The following is a 19,086-nucleotide window of genomic DNA, read 5'->3' as shown; positions in this document are numbered from 1 at the left end:
GTTAGTTTTCGCTGCGTTTTATAAACGCAAAAAATCATTAAATAAAGCAAAGGCTGTTAGCACTAATAACAACGCTGCGCCAAGACGATAACATAATTCTTGTACTCGCTCGGAAACCGGTTTGCCTTTTATCCCTTCCGCTGCCAAAAAGACCAAATGACCACCATCTAGCACGGGCAACGGAAATAAATTCATAATACCTAAATTGACGCTAATTAATGCCATAAAGCTTAAAAATGCAATCAAACCAAAGCTGGATGAAGCGCCGGCACCTTTGGCAATGGAAATCGGCCCACTCAAATTACTGAGCGATAAATCTCCTGTAAATAACTTGCCGATGACTTTGACCGTCAACGCAGAAAGTTGCCACGTTTTCTCTACCCCTTTCCACAAGGCGTCAAGAATATCATATTTTAATTCAGTTCGATAGATTTCATTTATAGGCTCAACCACAGGGGCAATGCCGGCAAAATAGCGTCCGTCTTTCATTTCAGGCGTTAACGCGACAGTCATTTCTTCCCCTTGTCGCAACACCTGTAAATCCAAGGTTCCACCTTGTTGAATACGATCAACCAACGCCTGCCAATCCACAGATTGCCCATTTAAACGCAACAGCACATCACCGACTTGCAAACCTGCACGTGCCGCCGGGGAATCTTTCACCACGGAAGCCAAGGTATTCGTCACTTTAGATGAAACCGGTTTAATCCCCAAAGAACCGAAAGCCGATTCTTTTTCAGGATTAAAAGTCCAATTGCTCAAAGATAACGTTTTTTCTTGGATACGATGTTCACCAAATGGCGCCACCGTTAAGGTCACTCGCTCATTCCCTAACTTGCTGGCGAGCAACAAATTAATGCTTTCCCAATCATCGGTTTGCGTGCCATCAACCGCCAAAATTTGACTGTTTGGTGCAAGCTCTGCCATAGCGGCAATGGAATGGGGTTTTACTTCCCCAATCACCGGTTTAACACTCGGCATCCCCACCACAAAAATCACCCAATAGGCAAAAATCGCAAAAATAAAATTCGCTAATGGGCCTGCAGCACTAATAAAAGCACGTTGCAACACGGTTTTGCTGTTAAAGGATTGGGATTTTAACTCAAGCGGCACTTCTTCCGTGCGTTCATCAAGCATTTTGACATAACCGCCCAAGGGAATCACCGATAAGGCAAATTCCGTTCCCTGTTTATCCGTGCGTTTCCATAACACTTTCCCAAAGCCAATAGAAAAACGATGCACTTTTACACCGCACTTTCGCGCCGCCCAAAAGTGTCCGAACTCATGCACAGAAACCAATACGCCAATAACAACAATAAATGAAACAAGCGACCACAAAAAGGACATTATTTTTCCTTATAACACAAAGAAATAGAAATAGCTAAAAAATGGAACTGCCGCGGTAAGGCTATCAATGCGATCTAACACACCGCCGTGCCCCGGAATTAAATTGCTGCTGTCTTTAATCCCCGCTTCGCGTTTGAACATACTTTCCGTTAAATCGCCCAACACCGAAATAGCCACCGTTGCCGCAGAAAGTGCGGTTAAACTTTGAATATTTCCGCGGGTAAATAAGCTGTCTCCCGCAAAATGAATAAATAAAAACGCCAATACCGCTGCGGTTAAAACACCACCAATCACGCCTTCCCACGTTTTCCCCGGCGATACTTTCGGCGCCAATTTGTGTTTACCTAATGCGCGGCCGGCAAAATACGCCCCACTATCTGCCGCCCAAACTAAAATAAAGACATAAAGCAAGAGTTGTACACCATGCAACGCATCTGAGACATAATTATCCAAACGCAAACTTAACACACCAATTACAAAAGGAATAAGGGTGTGAAAGGCAAAAATCGCCTGCAAGATCGGGGATTTTCCCCATAATTTCGCCGATGCCGGATAGCTCACCACCAGCAAAAATGCCACGCCCCACCAAACCACAGCACCTAATAAAATCGGCTCGGCATGAGATTGGAAGACACGCCCGGCATTTAAATAATCCGCTTCGCTGAAAATCCATAAAAATAGAAATGCCGCTGCAACAACGGTGATTACAGCGCGCCAAAAGAAGGGTTTAACACGCGCAAATTGTGTCCATTCCCAAACACCCAATGTTGCCACCGCGCCTATCGCCAAAGCGAAATAGAATGGCGAAAATAAAAATAAAGCCGCACAAACGATTGCAATTAATACAATGGCAGATAAAACTCGTTCTTTAAGCAAAAGTAACTCCTTATTCAGAACCGCCAAAACGGCGCTCACGTTGTTGGAAAGCAAAAACTGCTCGGTTAAATTCTTCTTCGTTAAAATCAGGCCATAGCACATCGGTGAAATACAGCTCGGCATAGGCAATTTGCCAAAGCAAAAAATTACTAATCCGTTGTTCACCACTGGTACGAATTAATAAATCCACTGGGGGTTGCGCTTTTGTGACCAACATCTGTTGAAAAAGTTCTTCATTAATTTGTTCCGGCGCTAACTCACCGGCTTTCACTTGCCCGGCCAATTTTTGAGTAGCCTGCACAATATCCCAACAACCACCATAGTTTGCCGCGATATTCACCGTCAGTGCGGTGTTATTTTCCGTTAATTTTTCTGCTTTGGCGATTTTCTCTTGCAGCTTATCGCTAAACTTCGATTTATCGCCTAAAATCAATAACTTAATATTATTCTTATGCAACTTCTTCACTTCACGATCTAAGGCTTGCATAAATAATGTCATTAAGGCGGAAACTTCCGCTTCAGGGCGATTCCAGTTTTCGCTACTAAAGGCATATAAGGTTAAGGATTGCACCCCAATTTGGCGGGCATAAGACACAGATCTACGCACTGCTTTCACACCATTGGTATGACCAAAAACACGCATTTTCCCTTGTTGTTTTGCCCAGCGGCCATTGCCATCCATAATAATGGCAACGTGCTTCGGAATATTATTTGGATTGAGTTCGTTCATTTTTTCTCAAAACAGTCAAAAATCAACCGCACTTATTAGCGGCCAGTAATGAGCAGAAATATAGCATAAGCCCTGATTACTGTCATTGTCTTTTACGATGATCCGCTTATTTACTCATCTTAAATAGCACACTATAATGCCCAAATACTTTTCTTTGATATAGGACGGAAAAATGCAGTTTTCCAAAATGCACGGATTAGGCAACGATTTTGTCGTGGTTGATGCAGTAACCCAAAATTTATTCTTCCCTGAAGAGGTCATCAAAAAACTCGCCGATCGCCATCGTGGTATTGGCTTCGACCAATTACTCATCGTTGAACCACCCTACGATCCTGATCTCGATTTTCACTACCGCATATTTAATGCTGATGGTAGCGAAGTTTCCCAATGTGGCAACGGCGCACGTTGTTTCGCCCGTTTCGTTACCATGAAAGGCTTAACCAATAAAAAAGACATCGCAGTGAGCACCGCTAAAGGCCGCATGATTTTAACGGTTAAAGATGACGGCATGATCCGTGTCAATATGGGCGAACCCATTTGGGAACCGAGTAAAATCCCTTTTATTGCCAATAAATTTGAAAAAAATTACATTCTTCGCACGGATATTCAAACCGTCCTTTGCGGCGCGGTTTCTATGGGCAATCCGCATTGTGTCGTACAAGTCGAAGATATTCAAACCGCTAACGTTGAAGCGCTTGGGCCATTACTGGAAAACCACGAACGTTTTCCGGAACGCGTAAACGCCGGGTTTATGCAAGTAATTAACCGCAACCACATCAAACTTCGTGTTTACGAACGCGGCGCAGGCGAAACCCAAGCCTGTGGCAGTGGCGCCTGCGCCGCCGCCGCTGTAGGCATCATGCAAGGCTTATTGGACAACAAAGTGCAAGTGGATCTCCCCGGCGGCTCGCTCACCATTGAATGGGAAGGCGAAGGTCATCCGCTGTATATGACAGGCGATGCCACGCATATTTATGATGGTGTGATAAAGTTATAGCCACTGACTCATCGATTCTAAACACAACTTCCCTATGCAAACGGCACTTGAAAAATACTACAACTATTTGCGCATTGAGCGGCAATTAAGCAAACACACGCTAGCGGCGTATCAACGCCAGCTGGCAGCGGTTGTAGAGATTTTGCACAAAAATGAGATTCATACTTGGCAAGGCATTTCACCAAGTGTGGTGCGCTTTGTGGTCGCAGAAAGTCGGAAATCAGGTTTACACGAGAAAAGCCTTGCCTTGCGCTTATCTGCGTTGCGTCAGTTTTTGAGCTATTTGGTTGTTCAAGGGGAATTAAAAGTCAACCCTGCCACAGGGATTTCCGCCCCAAAACAAGGAAAACATTTGCCTAAAAATATTGATGAAGCGCAGATCAATAAATTGCTCAATAATCAAAGTAAGGAACCTATTGATATTCGTGATCGCGCCATCATGGAATTGATGTATAGCTCGGGGCTACGTTTGTCGGAATTACAAGGGCTAAATTTGAACAGTTTGAATATGCGCGCACGCGAAGTTCGCGTATTAGGGAAAGGGAATAAAGAACGCGTCTTGCCCTTTGGGCATCACGCTTTGCACGCCATTCAAGCTTGGCTAAAAGTGCGGTTGCTTTTTAACCCAAAAGATGACGCACTTTTTGTCAGTTCTTTGGGCAATCGTTTAACCCATCGTTCCATTCAAAAACGCTTGGAAGTTTGGGGCATAAAACAAGGATTGAACGCCCATTTAAATCCCCATAAATTACGTCATAGTTTTGCTACTCATATGTTGGAAGCCAGTTCGGATTTACGTGCTGTGCAAGAATTATTAGGCCATAGCAATCTTGCCACCACACAGATTTACACCCATTTAAATTTCCAACATTTAGCGGATGTCTATGATAAAGCACACCCGAGAGCAAAACGCAAAAGCTGATATTCAAGGAAAACAAGATGAAATTTTACCGCACTTTTATGCCATTTAAGGCGATCAGTTTCGATCTTGACGATACGCTTTACGATAATCGCCAAGTTATTCAAAATGCTGAAAATCAGTTTGTGGCTAAACTGTCGGAATTGTTAGGACAAGAGGTTTCAATAGACGAATGGAAGCAATGGAAATTTAAGATTTTGGCAGAAGATCCTGTGTTGTGTGAAGATGTGACCCAATGGCGATTTGAAGCGGTTCGTGCTTTTTTGTTAAACCGAGGGAAAAGTGCGGTAGAAATTGAGACCATTTGGCAAACCGCTATCGAACATTTTTTTGTTTGGCGGCATAAAATTGAAATTCCGGCGCAAAGTTTTTCAGTGCTTAAACAACTCAAACAACATTACCCTTTAATTGCCATTACCAACGGCAATGTTTCGCCGGAACGCATTGGCTTTGATTTTGATCTGACTTTAAAGGCCGGTGTTCACGGCAGAGCCAAACCACATCAAGCATTATTCCACCAAGCTGCCGCGGCATTTCATCTTCATCCGCAAGACATTTTGCACGTAGGCGATAATCTTGTAACAGATGTTCAAGGCGCGATACAAGCGGGTTGTCAATCGGTGTGGATTAATTTATCCGATTTAGGTATAGGAAAATTTGCAGAAGCTCGACTGCTACCGACTGTGGAAATCGCAGATTTAACCGAACTCTTGTCACTCACAAAATAAGCTTATAGAATTCATTTATTTATACTCTTAACACAAGGAACCACTATGCGCGGATTAAAACATCTCAGCTATTTTCTCACTAAATTCACGGCTCTCGTGATTATTCTTACAGCAATGGTCACATTCTACGTACCGAGTGCATTTACCTGGGTAAAAGGCGATGCACAGATCATCGTATTAGGCATCATCATGCTCGGCATGGGTGTGACACTGGGCAAGCAAGATTACAAAATCTTAGCCCAACGCCCTTTAGATATTTTTATCGGCGCCGTAGCGCAATACACTATTATGCCCTTTATTGCCATTACCATCGCCAATCTCTTTGATCTTTCCCCGGGTTTAACACTAGGTCTTGTATTAGTCGGTTGCTGCCCCGGTGGTGTATCTTCCAATATTATGAGTTTCTTATGTAAAGGGGATGTGGCGTTTTCTGTGGGGATGACAACGGTTTCAACCATAGTTGCACCGGTTATGACACCCTTATTAATCAATTACTTAGTCGGCGAAACCATTGATATGGATGGTTGGGCAATGTTTAAATTTATGCTCTTAGTCACCATTTTGCCTGTGGCTATTGGCTCAGCATTTAACATTTTCTGCCATAAACAAAAATGGTTCCACGATGTAAGAAGCGTCATGCCCGGTGTGGCGGTCATTGGATTTGCATGTATTGTCGGTGGCGTAGTAGCGGTTCACGGTCCAAAATTTCTCGAATCCGGTTTGGTTATCTTCGTTTGTATCGCATTCCATAACATTATTGGTTATGTTTTAGGCTATCTTGCGGGTCAATGTTGCGGTATGAGTACGGCGAAAAAACGCACCTTATCTATCGAAGTAGGCGTACAAAATGCCGGATTAGCCACAGGATTAAGCTCAAAATTCTTCCCAACCAGTGCAGAATCCGCGATCGCCGCCGCTGTATCTTGTGTATGGCACTCTATTTCAGGCACAATCTTAGCGAACCTTTTCCTTTGGTGGGATAAAAAACGCGCTCAACCTACAGAAGCATCACAAACGGAAGTTGTGGATGCCTAAGTAACAAAAAAGTGCGGTGAAACAACCGCACTTTCTTTTTTTATGGTACAAATTAACGGCGTCCAAACATTCCGCCTAAGCCGCCTAATCCACCGAGACCACCCATGCCGCCGCCCATTAATCCTTTCATGCTGCGCATCATTTTTGCCATACCGCCATTGCGCATTTTTTTCATCATACGTTGCATTTCGTCAAATTGTTTGAGCAATTTGTTCACATCTTGCACTTGCGTACCGGAACCTAAGGCAATACGGCGGCGGCGCGAACCTTTAATAATTTCAGGGTTTGCACGTTCTTTTAGCGTCATGGAATTAATGATCGCTTCCATTTTAATAAACATTTTGTCATCCACTTGATTTTTCACGTGATCAGGCAAATTTTTAGCACCGGGTAATTTCTCAAGCATTGACATCATTCCGCCCATTTTTTTCATTTCAACGAGCTGTTCACGGAAATCATCAAGGGTAAATTGGTCGCCTTTTTTGAATTTTTGCGCCATTTTTTCCGCTTTTTCATGGTCAACGTTGCGTTGTAAATCCTCAATCAACGACAACACATCGCCCATACCCAAAATACGCGATGCTACGCGATCGGGATGAAACGGTTCTAATGCATCGGTTTTCTCGCCAACACCCAAAAACTTAATCGGTTTTCCTGTAATTTGACGAATCGATAACGCCGCACCACCGCGGGCATCACCGTCCACTTTGGTTAAAATCACCCCGGTTAACGGCAAGGCTTCATTAAAAGCTTTTGCGGTATTAGCAGCGTCTTGACCAGTCATGGCATCAACGGTAAAGAGCGTTTCAATTGGCGAAAGTGCGGCGTGAATTTGCTTAATTTCGTCCATCATTTCGCCGTCAACATGTAAACGACCTGCGGTATCCACAATCAACACATCGTAGAATTTCAATTTGGCATCCGCAAGCGCAGCTTTGACGATTTCAACAGGATTTTGTTGTACGTTTGATGGGAAGAAATCCGCGCCAACCGCTTGCGCCAAGGTTTCCAATTGTTTAATCGCCGCAGGGCGGTAAACGTCCGCGGACACCACAAGCACTTTTTTCTTATGACGTTCTTTTAAGAATTTCGCGAGTTTACCTACAGAAGTGGTTTTACCCGCCCCTTGCAAACCTGCCATTAAAATTACCGCCGGCGGCTGGGTAGCCAAATTGAGTTCTTCATTCGCATCGCCCATGGCCATTTCAAGCTCGCGCTGAACGATTTTCAAAAACTCTTGCCCTGGGGTTAGGCTTTTGTTCACTTCTTCGCCAAGGGCACTTTCTTTGACTTTGTTGATAAAATCGCGAACAACAGGCAACGCCACATCCGCTTCAAGCAATGCCATACGCACTTCGCGCAAGGTATCTTTAATATTATCTTCAGTTAAACGGCCTTTCCCCGTGATATTGCGTAGGGTTTTCGATAGGCGATCGGATAAATTCTCAAACATAACATTCTCATTTCTAAATGGAAAAATTGCGCTGATTATACCTGAATTCTTCCCCTATTTGAATTTTTAACTTAGAATAGCTCTCAATAAGATAAATAAAGGATCTATAAATGTCATACGCCATTTTTTCTATGCTTTGCTATTGTGTCAGTATTTTACTGATTGCGCCTTCTTTGGCACAGGGTCAAACGGTACAAATTAATAAAATTTGGGTTTTATTGACCGCACTTGCCGGGATTGCGTTGCACTATTTGAGCCTGCATTATTGGGAAGATAGCACGCCCAATGGTACAAGTATGACCTTACTGGAAATCAGCTCCTTGCTCAGTCTATTTATCGCCATTTTAGCCAGCTTTCCCCTTTGCTTAAAAGTGCGCACCATTTCCTTTTTGCTACCGATTGCTTATGGGTTTGCGGTGATCAATTTAATTATGGCAGAATTTATTCCAAGCCAAATGGTGCAATTACATCATCAAGTTTTTGCCCATATTGTCTTATCTATGGTGGCCTATTCTGTTTGCTTTATTGCGATGCTTTACAGTATTCAAATTGCGTGGTTGGACAATAATTTGAAGCAGAAAAAAATCATGCCATCCCCTGCGGTTCCGCCGTTAATGTTAGTAGAACGCCATTTTTTCCGCGTGTTATTAAGTGGGGAAATCTTGCTAACCATTACCCTTATTTCAGGAATGTTCTACTTGCTAGATGCCCTTGAACCCACCAATATACATAAAGCCCTCTTCTCATTTTTTGCTTGGGTGGTGTTTGGTGTGTTGCTATTTGGGCACTGGAAATGGCATTGGCGCGGAAAAAGAATGATCATTTTCACAATTTCAGGTATGATTTTGCTCACCATTGCTTATTTTGGTAGCAAAATTCTTTAATATTTAGCGAGTTGGCTCAGGGAAAGCCCTAGCCCAACTTTTTTATCAACAAACAAAAGGATCCGATTTTGGACAGTATCCCCCTTAGTACGTTAGTCATTTCTCTTATCATCTGTTTAGTGCTTTCAGCCTATTTTTCAGGCTCAGAAACCGGGTTGCTTTCAGCAAACCGCTATCGTATGCGCCACCTTGCCGAAAAAGGGCACAGCGGTGCACGCAAAGCTGAAAATCTCTTAAAAAAAACCGATAAATTACTCAGTTTAATCCTGATTTGTAACAACCTGGTCAATATCACCGCTTCCGCCATTGCTACTATTATTGGTATGCGTTTATATGGGGATGCCGGCGTTGCCATTGCGACAGGGGGGTTGACCTTTGTCATGTTAGTCTTTTCTGAAATTTATCCTAAAACCGTTGCCGCGCTTTATCCTGAAAAAGTCGCATTTTTGTCAAGCCATTTACTTTCATTATTGATGAAAATCTGTTCACCATTAGTTTTCTTAATGAACGTCATCATCAAATTAATGATCAAAATAACGGGCTTAAAAACAGAAACCAAAGCCAACCATTTAAGCCCCGAAGAACTGCGCTCTATCGTGAATGAAAGCGGCAAATTTATCCCGTCTGCTCACCAAGAAATGCTGTTATCCATTTTGGATTTAGAAGAAGTGACCGTGGATGATATTATGGTGCCGCGTAATGATATTTCAGGCATTGACATTGAAGACGATTGGAAAGCCATTATGCGCCAGCTGAACCACGCGCCGCACGGTCGGGTCTTGCTGTACAAAAATAGCATTGATAACAATGTGTTAGGTTTTTTACGCGTACGCGAAGCCTATCGTTTAATGCTAGACAAAAATGAATTCACCAAAGAAACCTTAATTCGCGCGGTAGATGAAATTTACTTTATTCCTGAAGGTACGCCACTCAACGCCCAATTGGTCAATTTCCGCAATAACAAAGAACGTATCGGATTGGTCGTGGACGAATACGGCGATATTAAAGGCTTGGTCACCCTTGAAGATATTTTGGAAGAAATTGTGGGGGAATTCACCACCTCAACCACGCCATCCATTGATGAAGAAATCGTGCCACAATCAGACGGCTCAGTGATTATTGATGGATTAACCAATATTCGCGATATCAATAAGTTATACGACTGGAATTTAGATACAGAAGAAGCACGCACGTTCAACGGGCTGATTTTGGAAACCTTAGAAGATATTCCTGACGAAGGCACAGAGTTTGAACTCAACGGACTTAAAATCACCATCCTAGAAGTGGCGGATAATATGGTTAAACAGGCAAAAGTGGAAAAATGTTAGAAAAAATGACCGCGCTTTAAAGTGCGGTCATTTATTTTCCTATTCTAACGCTTTCCCTTTCAATTCAGGGATTAAGAAAATCGTTGCAAGCATATCAAGCACATAGATTGTGGCCAAGAATGCAATGGCGATTTGGAATGAATAGGCAGAAACAATTGCCCCGACAACCACAGGTCCAAAACCACCTACAGCTCGACCTAAGTTGAATAAGACATTTTGCGCTGTCGCACGAGCTTCCGTTGGATAGGCTTCTGACATTAAAGCCCCATAACCGCCCATCATCCCGTTTACAAATGCCCCTAATGCCGCCCCTGCAAATAACATGGCGGTTGGGTCAGTCAATTGTGAATAGGCAATGATGCTGATGACTGCTCCGGCTTGGAAGATTAAGAAACTCGGTTTGCGCCCAATTTTATCCGCTAAACGCCCAAAAATCCAAATACCCGCCATCATTCCGCAAATGGTAACTGCCGTCCATAAACCTGATTTGGTTAAGCTAAAACCTAATTGTTTGGATAAGAAATTAGGTAACCAAATCATAATGCCGTAATAGCCGAAGTTTTGTACTGACGTTAAGACAACAATCCCTGCGCTCACTTTGGCGGTTTTGCTGTCCTTAATCAATAATTTGAAAGGCGATTGTTTCGATTTTTCCCTTTCTAATTTGCGGGTAAAGACTTCCGGCTCATGTAAACGCGCGCGTAAAAACCACGCCACAAAAGCGGGGAAAATCCCCACCACAAACATTCCACGCCAGCCAATCACAGGAAGCAATAATGGCGTTAATAAGGCAGCGGCTAATACCCCCACTTGCCACCCCAACGCCACATAAGATGACGCTTTAGCACGATGACGTGCCGGCCAAGCTTCGGCGGCTAACGCCATCCCGATACCAAATTCACCACCTAAACCGATACCTGCAATCGTGCGATAAATCAGTAAATCCCAATAACCTTGTGCGATAGCACATAAGCCCGTAAAGACGGCAAAGAGAACGATCGTCCAAGTTAATACGCGGACGCGCCCATATTTATCGCTTAATGCGCCGAAAATAATCCCACCCGCCACAGCACCAATTAAGGTCCAAGTCACTAATGAGCCACCTTGCGCAGGGGTTAAACCAAGATCAGCGGAAATAGCAGTTAACATAAAACCAAGGATAAGTAAGTCAAACCCATCCATTGCGTAACCTACGGCCGAGCCTAATAAGGCTTTCCAGCCATAATTATCAACTTTGTGTGTCATTTTGATGTCCTTTTGTTGCTCACAGGCAACCTTTTAAAGATAAAGAAGGGAACCATTTTTGTTAAACAAAAACTTGCGGCGTAGTTTAGTGACTTCCCAAAAAATGGCAAGTATTTTCACCAAAAGTGCGGTTAAAAATAAAAGATTTCTCATAAAAAAGGACAGGCATAAAACCTGTCCCCGAGTGAATAAACCAATCTCAATTATTCTACCGTTACCGCTTTCGCAAGATTGCGAGGTTGGTCAACATCTGTCCCTTTAATTAAAGCAATGTGATATGACAATAATTGTAACGGTACGGTGTAGAAAATTGGTGCCGTAATTTCATCCACTTTCGGTAATACGATAGTTTTAAAGCCTGTGGCTTCTTCGAAACCGGCTTCATGATCAGCAAATACATATAACTGACCACCGCGCGCGCGAACTTCTTCGATGTTAGATTTGACTTTCTCTAACAAATCATTTTCAGGCGCAACGACCACTACTGGCATTTCGCTATCAATCAACGCTAATGGACCATGTTTCAACTCACCTGCCGCATAGGCTTCTGCATGGATATATGAAATTTCTTTTAATTTCAATGCAGATTCCATCGCGATTGGGTAGTATTCACCACGACCTAAGAATAAGGTGTGATGTTTTTCTGCGAAGTCTTCCGATAATTTTTCAATTTGTTTATCGAACACTAATGCACTCTCAATTTGTGCCGGTAAGCGTTGTAACGCTTGAATAATGTGATGTTCTTGTTCATCGCTTAAATTGCCTTTTAAACGACCAATCGCAGCATTTAACAGCAACATACAGGTTAATTGCGTGGTAAAGGCTTTCGTTGATGCTACGCCAATTTCCACACCAGCTTTGGTCATAAAGGCAAAATCGGATTCGCGCACTAATGACGAGCTTGCCACGTTACAAATTGTCATGGCTGACATATAACCTGATTCTTTCGCCAAACGAAGTGCGGCTAACGTATCCGCCGTTTCACCTGATTGAGAAAGGGTGATTAACAAGCTATTTGGACGTGTCACAAATTTACGGTAACGGAATTCTGACGCAATTTCCACATCACAGCTTACACCTGCAATGGCTTCAAACCAGTAACGCGCCACCATACCTGCGTTATATGATGTACCGCAAGCCACGATTTGTACGTGTTCCACTTTGCTTAAAATTTCTGCTGCATTTGGCGCAATCGCTTCAATGTTCACGCGACCATCTTTGATACGACCATCAAGGGTATTCATAATTGCCACCGGCTGCTCAAAGATTTCTTTTTGCATATAGTGACGATATGGGCCTTTATCTGCCGCATCGTTTTCATAGTTACCTTCGTGAATTTCACGGGTCACTTTATTGCCTGCGCGATCGTAAATATCTACGGTAGTACGTGTAATTTCAGCTACATCGCCTTCTTCAAGGTAAGTAAAACGGCGAGTGACGCTTAACAACGCCAATGGATCTGAGGCTAAGAAGTTTTCGCCAATACCGTAACCAATCACTAACGGCGAACCAGAACGTGCCACGATTAAACGAGAAGGATCTTCTTCATTCATCACCACCGTACCATAAGCACCACGTAATTGAACCACGGTTTTTTGCACGGCTTCTAATAAGGTTTTCGCAGTGCGGAATTCCCATTCCACTAAGTGTGCGATCACTTCAGTGTCTGTTTGTGATTGGAATACATAACCGCGTTCTTGTAAAACCACTTTTAATTCTTCGTAGTTTTCGATAATACCATTGTGAACCACCGCAATTTTACCTGAGCGATGTGGGTGTGCATTGGTTTCAGAAGGTTCACCATGGGTTGCCCAACGAGTATGGGCAATCCCTGTTCCGCCTAATAATGGGCTCGCTTCTAACGCATCATCTAAGGCTTTCACTTTACCCACACGGCGCACAATGTGCATTTGTTTGTCTTGACCCAGTACAGCAACGCCCGCAGAGTCGTAACCACGATATTCTAAACGGTGTAAGCCGTCCACCAAAATTGCTGCTACATTACGTTCTGCTACTGCACCAACGATTCCACACATAATTTTTTCCTTTTCCAGTTAATTTAATACATTTACTTGGCAATAATCACTTCAACATTCTGTCGTTCAATCATTGCTTTATCTTGTTCCGTCAACAAATCATCGGTAATTAACACATCAATCTGCTGCCAGTTTAATTCTAAATTTGGCATTTTCCGCCCAATTTTTTGGCTTTCCACCATCACAATCACTTCGCGGCTCACGTCCGCCATGACCTGACTGAGACCAATCAATTCATTAAACGTTGTGGTGCCGCGTTCCAAATCCACGCCATCGGCACCAATAAATAATTGGTCAAAATCATAAGAACGCAAAACCTGTTCCGCCACTTTTCCTTGGAAAGATTCAGATCGGGTATCCCAAGTACCACCGGTCATTAAAAGCGTAGGTTCATTTTCCAAGGAACGTAATTCAGTCGCCACAGACAAGGAATTGGTCATCACAATCAACCCTTGCTTTCCATTAAGTTGTTTGATTAAGGCGGCGGTTGTGCTGCCACTATCAACAATAATACGATTATGATCACGAATACGTTCGGCTGCCGCCTTGGCTATGACAATCTTTCGTTCCGAAAGTTCTTCTTGCTCATCTTCAATAATGTCTTGCGGCATCAAAATGGCACCGCCATATCGGCGCAATAAAAAACCATTGGCCTCAAGTGCGGTTAAATCTTTGCGAATAGTCACTTCTGACGTATCAAAAAGTTGCACTAATTGGTCAACGCTCACTTCACCTTGTTCTTGCAAAATCTGCATAATCCGATGACGGCGTTGTTGTGTGTTGCGTTGATTTAAATTTCGTTTCATTATCAAAACCCAGCTCTAAGTTTCGTTTCGGAATTATATAAGTAAAAAAAAGAAAGGCAAGATGATTTTAAAAGAAATGATAAAAAATAAAAAACCCCGCCACATCCATGGCAGGGCTTAGATTTTGAAATATTAAAATTACGCGTTTACAGCGTCTTTTAATGCTTTACCCGCAACAAATGCAGGTGCTTTTGATGCAGCGATTTTGATTTCTGCACCGGTTTGTGGGTTACGACCGGTACGTTCTTTGCGCGCGTTTACTTTGAATGTACCGAAACCGATTAACTGCACAGCGTCCCCTTTTTTCAAGCTATCAGAGATCGCATCTAAAGTTGCTTCTAATGCCGCTTTTGCGTCTTTTTTAGTTAAACCAGCTTGTGCTGCGATTGCATCGATTAAATCCGTTTTGTTCATAATATAATTACCTATTTCTTTAAATTTAAAGGTTGTTTATTTGTATTAGGAAAAATTCCTAGCACATTGACTGTGAAACAGCACTGTAAAGGATAATCGAAGTTCAGCTTTAAGCCAATAGCTAGAAATGCAAATTTTTGTAAATTTCGTGACACCGGTCACATTTTACACAATTTCTATCCCAATATTGGATAACCGCGCTTCACGTAATTCATTTTTCAGGTCTAAGATCAGACCAGTATCACGCTCTTCACATTCATTTAATGTCCGATAAATTTGCCATTGCACATCTAATTCTTCCTGAATTTCTACCGCACTTTTTAACTCTGCTTCTGATAATTCACGCTCTTGTTCCATTTCTAACACGGTTGCGACAGTTTGCATTGAAAGCCGGCTAATTTTAATTGCTTGCTCTAAGGTTTCCCCGGCAATAATGGCATGCAACAATTCAGATAATCCTTCACAGGCATCCAACGCCGGCACAACGCCAAAGAAATCATAGTCATTAACATCAGGGATAAGGTTTTCTAACTTCTCAAGTTGATTTTCAAAATTGATTTTCGCCCCTTTTACCGTTAAATGTTCCCACACTAAATTGAGAATATTTTGGTAAAGTTTGGCATGCTCAGGTTGTTCAGTGACATCACAAAACAACTTGAAATTCGGGTACATCCTCTCACACAGGCACGCCATAAAAGTCAGGTTTTGCCAGGTTTCAAAGCGTTCAATACGTTTATGAATTGGGTTTCTCATGATATTTTCCTGTAAGGGGTTAATTAGATTAACCCCGATTCACGTTTGTTTGTGTTATTTATGATAGGGTTTGGAATATTGATGAATGGCATCAACAAACACTTTCGGACTTTCAACAGGCACATCTTGATGAATACCGTGTCCCAAATTGAAAACATGACCCGAACCTTCACCAAAATCCGCTAAAATTGACCGCACTTCTTGCTCAATACGCTCAGGAGAAGCGTATAACACCGAAGGATCCATATTGCCTTGCAACGCCACTTTATGCCCAACCTGAGCGCGCGCTTGTGCGATGTTTGTTGTCCAGTCTAAGCCAATGGCATCACAGCCGGTATTGGCAATGTGTTCCAACCACAAACCGCCGCCTTTGGTAAATAAGGTGATCGGTACTTTACGCCCATCATGTTCGCGAATTAAGCCGTCCACGATTTTATGCATATATTGCAAGGAAAAATCCAGATAATCACGGTGCGCCAATACGCCGCCCCAAGTGTCAAACACCATCACCGCCTGCGCGCCGGCTTTGATTTGTGCGTTTAAATATAAAATCACACTGTCTGCCACTTTGTCCAACAGGGCGTGCAGTAATTGTGGCTCCGCGTAGAGCATTTTTTTGATTTTAGTAAATGCTTTACTTGAACCGCCTTCTACCATATAAGTCGCCAACGTCCAAGGGCTGCCGCTAAAGCCGATAAGTGGCACATCGCCCTTTAATTCACGGCGAATCGTGCGCACGGCGTTCATCACATACTGTAATTCCACTTCAGGATCAGGAATCGGTAAATTTTCCACCGCACTTTTGTTTTCAATAGGGTGAGCAAATTTTGGGCCTTCACCTGCACCAAAACTTAAGCCCAAGCCCATAGCATCAGGCACCGTTAAAATATCAGAAAATAAAATTGCCGCATCTAAATCATAACGGCGTAAAGGTTGAAGGGTCACTTCGCAAGCCAAATCCGCATTACGGCACAGGGACATAAAATCCCCTGCTTGCGCACGCGTGGCTTTGTATTCCGGTAAATAACGCCCCGCTTGACGCATCATCCACACAGGTGTGCAATCTACAGGTTCACGCAACAGCGCGCGAAGATAACGATCATTTTTCAATTGGCTCATAAAAACTCCCAAAAAGAAACCGCACTTTGACGGTGAAAGTGCGGTCATTATAAAGGGAATTTTGTTATTTGTCTTTAGCGCGACATATTTCCAAGGTAGCGTTGATTAAGGCTAAAGCAATCGTTCCTTGTGGCGGCAAAATTGGCAGCGGTTCATCACAATGGAACCATTTGGCATCGGCAATTTCCGCTTCCTGCAAACGAATATCGCCACTGTCATATTCCGCTAAAAAGCCTACCATTTGCGAATTCGGAAATGCCCAAGGTTGGCTGCCAAAGTATTGAATATTTTTTACATGCACGCCCGTTTCTTCCAGAACTTCACGCCTCACCGTTTGCTCAAAGGTTTCCCCCACTTCCACAAAACCGGCTATTGTCGTGTACATTTTACTGTCTGCATGACGTTTATGGCAGGCAAGCAGAATCTCTTTGCCTCGGCGAACCGCAACAATAATAGAGGGGCAAATAACAGGATAAGCCCGATAGCCGCAAGCTTCATGCTGACATTGCGCCGCCCATTCATCTGTAGTATGAGCTGTTTTTGAACCACATTTGCCACAAAATCGATGGGTTTTGTAAAAATGATTCAGTTCCACCCCACGATTGAGCAAATAAAATTGTTCTTTAGGTAACCCGACTAAATCTCGTAGAAACGTCCATTCGCGCGCCTCGCCCAACACTTCAGAGACTAAAAATAACGGTTGATTTTCCCATTCACCGATTTGTACAGCTTGGCGATCAGCTAACCCTAAATGCACGGCAGAACCAAAAGGTAAATTTTGGTTGGGGAAATACACATTAGAACCCTGCGTAATCAGCCAAAAACCACTTAAATGAGACGCTATGTTTTTCATAAAAACTCCTGCAAGATCAACCGCACTTTTTCATCGTAGCAATCATTATAATCTTATTTTAATAGGATGACAGAAATACTTCGTGCGTTAAATTTAAAAAAACATTACAATTGTTAAAAATTTGTTGAATTCGTTAAATTTAAACTTTAATAGGAACTTTTTATGAAAAATATCGTTGTTGTTGGTGGTGGCGCAGGCGGTTTGGAGCTGGCAACCTTTTTAGGTAACAAACTTGGGCGTAAAAAACGCGCCAATGTCACACTCGTTGACCGTAATCAAACGCACCTTTGGAAACCGTTGTTACACGAAGTGGCAACCGGAGTTTTAGATGCTGAAACGGATGCGGTAAGTTATCGCGCGCACGCCTTTAATCATGGTTTCCATTTTGAGCAAGGTTCTATTGCGCGCATTGATCGCACCAATAAATATGTAGAACTTGAGCCAATTATGGGGCAAGAAGGCAAGCAAATCGTTGTTGCTCGCCGTATTCCTTATGATTATCTTGTGATTGCCATTGGTAGCCGCTCAAATGACTTTAATACTAAAGGCGTCAAAGATAACTGTATTTTCTTAGATTCGCCTGATCAAGCATTACGCTTCCAAAACCGCATGCTTGAGCTGTTCTTAACCTTCGCAGAAAATAACGCATTATCCGAGATCGGTGAAGATGAGAGCAAACAAAAATTAGTTGAAGATGATAAAGTCAATATCGCCATTGTGGGCGGTGGTGCCACAGGCGTGGAACTTTCTGCAGAATTATTCAATGCCGCGCAACATTTATCCTCTTATGGTTACGGCAAAATTAAAGATGGACACTTAAACGTGACGCTTATTGAAGCAGGGGATCGCTTATTACCTGCATTGCCAGAGCGAATTTCAGACTCTGTGAAAAAAGAATTGGTTGAATTAGGGGTCAACGTAAAAACGCAAACGATGATTACAGAAGCCACGCCAAATAGTTTAATCACCAAAGACGGTAGCGAAATAAAAGCTGACTTAATGGTGTGGGCGGCCGGTATCTGCGTTTCACCGATTACCCAACAATTTGATGGTTTAGAATTAAATCGCATTAACCAAATTCATATTAAAGACACCCTACAAACGACGGTAGATGACAGTATTTTTGCCATTGGTGATTGCGCGTTCTTGTTGCAAAAAGACGGGAAACCGGTGCCACCACGCGGTCAAGCCGCCAACCAAATGGCAACGGTGTGCGGACAAAATATCTTGGCGTTATTCGACAATAAACCATTGAAAAACTTTAGCTATTTAGATAAAGGGTCTTTAGTTTCATTGTCAAAATTCACCGCACTTGGCAATATTACTACAGGTAAGAAAACCTCTATGACCATTGAAGGGCGACTTGCGCGCTTAGCGTATATTTCCCTTTATCGCTTACACCAACAAAAACTGCACGGTTGTTTTAAAACGGGTTTGATTATCTTAATCGGTCGTTTAAATCGTTTTATTCGTCCATCCTTGAAGTTGTATTAAACGCTGAATTTACAATCCAAGTGCAACAAAAAAAGAAGTACTCATCAACTAGAATATAATTTTGTTTCC

General features: G+C 42.8%; 18 protein-coding genes. 7 read left to right on the top strand and 11 right to left on the bottom strand.

What is annotated here, in order from left to right:
- Positions 1-18 precede the first annotated feature (18 nt).
- The 3 genes from rseP to uppS are packed head-to-tail and all read right to left on the bottom strand — an operon-like array spanning position 19 to position 2,953.
- Positions 19-1,347, bottom strand: coding sequence for a sigma E protease regulator RseP (rseP, locus tag E7T07_RS08810; protein ID WP_135710782.1), 1,329 nt, complete (start codon positions 1,345-1,347; stop codon positions 19-21).
- 9 nt (positions 1,348-1,356) lie between these two features.
- Positions 1,357-2,223 carry a phosphatidate cytidylyltransferase gene (locus E7T07_RS08805; protein ID WP_135710781.1) on the bottom strand — a complete coding sequence of 289 codons (867 nt, stop codon included), beginning with the start codon at positions 2,221-2,223 and terminating at the stop codon, positions 1,357-1,359.
- Between the two features lie 10 nt (positions 2,224-2,233).
- Positions 2,234-2,953 (bottom strand): polyprenyl diphosphate synthase, encoded by a 720-nt coding sequence (uppS, locus tag E7T07_RS08800; protein ID WP_135710780.1) that lies wholly within the window; start codon positions 2,951-2,953, stop codon positions 2,234-2,236.
- A gap of 172 nt (positions 2,954-3,125) precedes the next feature.
- Here uppS and dapF point away from each other — a divergent pair, with 172 nt between their 5' ends.
- The 4 genes from dapF to E7T07_RS08780 are packed head-to-tail and all read left to right on the top strand — an operon-like array spanning position 3,126 to position 6,632.
- Positions 3,126-3,950, top strand: a complete 825-nt coding sequence (gene dapF, locus E7T07_RS08795) for a diaminopimelate epimerase (protein WP_135710779.1) — start codon at positions 3,126-3,128, stop codon at positions 3,948-3,950.
- 34 nt (positions 3,951-3,984) lie between these two features.
- The gene (gene xerC, locus E7T07_RS08790; protein ID WP_135710778.1) at positions 3,985-4,872 is read left to right on the top strand and encodes a tyrosine recombinase XerC; all 888 of its coding nucleotides are present in this window, start codon (positions 3,985-3,987) and stop codon (positions 4,870-4,872) included.
- A gap of 17 nt (positions 4,873-4,889) precedes the next feature.
- On the top strand, positions 4,890-5,597 hold the full coding sequence (locus E7T07_RS08785) for an HAD-IA family hydrolase (RefSeq protein ID WP_135710777.1): 708 nt from the start codon (positions 4,890-4,892) through the stop codon (positions 5,595-5,597).
- 45 nt (positions 5,598-5,642) lie between these two features.
- On the top strand, positions 5,643-6,632 hold the full coding sequence (locus tag E7T07_RS08780; RefSeq protein WP_135710776.1) for a bile acid:sodium symporter family protein: 990 nt from the start codon (positions 5,643-5,645) through the stop codon (positions 6,630-6,632).
- Between the two features lie 52 nt (positions 6,633-6,684).
- Here the strand turns inward: E7T07_RS08780 and ffh are convergent, their stop codons facing one another.
- Positions 6,685-8,085: a signal recognition particle protein gene (gene ffh / locus E7T07_RS08775; protein ID WP_135710775.1), complete on the bottom strand. Its 1,401-nt coding sequence runs from the start codon at positions 8,083-8,085 to the stop codon at positions 6,685-6,687.
- A 110-nt stretch (positions 8,086-8,195) separates the two neighbouring features.
- On the opposite strand from ffh, the gene E7T07_RS08770 reads away from it, so the two are divergent.
- The gene (locus E7T07_RS08770) at positions 8,196-8,969 is read left to right on the top strand and encodes a cytochrome C assembly family protein (protein ID WP_135710774.1); all 774 of its coding nucleotides are present in this window, start codon (positions 8,196-8,198) and stop codon (positions 8,967-8,969) included.
- A 68-nt stretch (positions 8,970-9,037) separates the two neighbouring features.
- Complete coding sequence (locus E7T07_RS08765) at positions 9,038-10,297, top strand: HlyC/CorC family transporter (protein ID WP_135710773.1); 1,260 nt, start codon at positions 9,038-9,040, stop codon at positions 10,295-10,297.
- A 39-nt stretch (positions 10,298-10,336) separates the two neighbouring features.
- On the opposite strand, the gene E7T07_RS08760 is transcribed toward E7T07_RS08765, so the two are convergent.
- The 7 genes from E7T07_RS08760 to nudC all read right to left on the bottom strand — a co-directional run bounded on the left by E7T07_RS08760 (position 10,337) and on the right by nudC (position 17,523).
- Entirely contained in the window at positions 10,337-11,542 is a 1,206-nt protein-coding gene (locus E7T07_RS08760) for an MFS transporter (protein WP_135710772.1), read from the bottom strand.
- A 203-nt stretch (positions 11,543-11,745) separates the two neighbouring features.
- A complete protein-coding gene (gene glmS / locus E7T07_RS08755; RefSeq protein WP_135710771.1) occupies positions 11,746-13,578 on the bottom strand; it encodes a glutamine--fructose-6-phosphate transaminase (isomerizing) in 1,833 nt (610 codons plus the stop codon).
- A 32-nt stretch (positions 13,579-13,610) separates the two neighbouring features.
- A complete protein-coding gene (locus E7T07_RS08750) occupies positions 13,611-14,384 on the bottom strand; it encodes a DeoR/GlpR family DNA-binding transcription regulator (RefSeq protein ID WP_135710770.1) in 774 nt (257 codons plus the stop codon).
- A gap of 138 nt (positions 14,385-14,522) precedes the next feature.
- Entirely contained in the window at positions 14,523-14,798 is a 276-nt protein-coding gene (gene hbs, locus E7T07_RS08745) for a non-specific DNA-binding protein Hbs (RefSeq protein WP_135710769.1), read from the bottom strand.
- 165 nt (positions 14,799-14,963) lie between these two features.
- The gene (locus E7T07_RS08740; RefSeq protein WP_135710768.1) at positions 14,964-15,551 is read right to left on the bottom strand and encodes a YjaG family protein; all 588 of its coding nucleotides are present in this window, start codon (positions 15,549-15,551) and stop codon (positions 14,964-14,966) included.
- A 54-nt stretch (positions 15,552-15,605) separates the two neighbouring features.
- Positions 15,606-16,670 carry a uroporphyrinogen decarboxylase gene (gene hemE, locus E7T07_RS08735; RefSeq protein ID WP_135710767.1) on the bottom strand — a complete coding sequence of 355 codons (1,065 nt, stop codon included), beginning with the start codon at positions 16,668-16,670 and terminating at the stop codon, positions 15,606-15,608.
- Between the two features lie 64 nt (positions 16,671-16,734).
- A complete protein-coding gene (gene nudC / locus E7T07_RS08730; protein WP_135710766.1) occupies positions 16,735-17,523 on the bottom strand; it encodes an NAD(+) diphosphatase in 789 nt (262 codons plus the stop codon).
- Between the two features lie 162 nt (positions 17,524-17,685).
- On the opposite strand from nudC, the gene E7T07_RS08725 reads away from it, so the two are divergent.
- On the top strand, positions 17,686-19,017 hold the full coding sequence (locus E7T07_RS08725; RefSeq protein WP_135710765.1) for an NAD(P)/FAD-dependent oxidoreductase: 1,332 nt from the start codon (positions 17,686-17,688) through the stop codon (positions 19,015-19,017).
- Positions 19,018-19,086 lie beyond the last annotated feature (69 nt).

This window comes from Actinobacillus porcinus (assembly GCF_901764995.1).
GTDB lineage: Bacteria > Pseudomonadota > Gammaproteobacteria > Enterobacterales > Pasteurellaceae > Exercitatus > Exercitatus porcinus.
Note: the sequence above shows the minus strand (reverse complement) of the source record. Positions and strands in the feature narration are given on the sequence as shown.